The organism is Sphingomonas sp. Leaf38 (assembly GCF_001421825.1).
Classification (GTDB): domain Bacteria; phylum Pseudomonadota; class Alphaproteobacteria; order Sphingomonadales; family Sphingomonadaceae; genus Sphingomonas.
The window spans coordinates 1,267,955-1,268,929 of record NZ_LMLD01000011.1 but is presented as its reverse complement, the minus strand read 5'-3'; the positions used below and the strand labels follow the sequence as shown (position 1 = coordinate 1,268,929).

General features: G+C 68.0%; 1 protein-coding gene. It reads left to right on the top strand.

Going from position 1 to position 975, the window contains the following annotated elements; all coding sequences use genetic code 11:
• Positions 1-975: ATP-dependent helicase (locus ASE88_RS19580; protein ID WP_321163428.1), on the top strand; the 975-nt coding region annotated here is incomplete at both ends.

Genomic DNA, 975 nt, shown 5'->3' with positions numbered 1-975 from the left:
CCGCCTCGGCAAGCAGCTCTGGACCGAGCTCGACGTCGGCGAGAAGGTCAAGGTCGTCGGGGTCTGGGACGGCCCCGAGGAAGCGCGCCGCGTCGGCGAGGAGATCGAGTCGGTGCGCCGCTCGGGCAAATCGCTCGACGAGATCGCGATCCTCGTCCGCGCGCAGCACCAGACGCGCGAGTTCGAGGATCGCTTCATCGCGATCGGCATGCCGTACAAGATCGTCGGCGGCTTCCGCTTCTACGAACGCGCCGAGATCCGCGACGCGCTGGCCTATCTCCGCGTCGTCAACCAGCCCGCGGACGACCTCGCCTTCGAACGCATCGTCAACGTGCCCAAGCGCGGCCTCGGCGACAAGGCGGTCGCGCGAATCCACCAGCTCGCGCGCGCCACCGGCACGCCGCTCACGACGGCCGCCGCCCGCATCCTCGACACCGACGAGCTGACCGGGGCTGCAAAGAAATCGCTCGGCCGCCTCGTCGGCGACATCGCGCGCTGGCGCGACATGGCCACCACCCTGCCGCACGCCGAACTCGCGCGCCAATTGCTCGACGAGAGCGGCTACACCGCGATGTACCAGGCCGAGAAATCGGTCGAGGCGACCGGCCGCCTCGAGAATCTGAGCGAACTCGTCCGCGCGATGGAGGAATATGATTCGCTCGGCGCGTTCCTCGAGCACGTCTCGCTGGTCATGGACAATGAGGGCGGCGCGCAGGATCCGCAGGTCACGATCATGACGATCCACGCCGCCAAGGGCCTCGAATACGACACCGTCTTCTGCGTCGGCTGGGAAGAAGGGCTGTTCCCGTCGCAGCGTTCATTGGACGAGGGCGGCGTGAAGAGCCTCGAGGAGGAACGCCGCCTCGCCTATGTCGCGATCACGCGTGCGCGGCGGCTGGCCGTCATCCTCCACGCCGCCAATCGCCGCATCTACGGCCAGTGGAATTCGTCGATCCCCTCGCGCTTCGTCGCCGA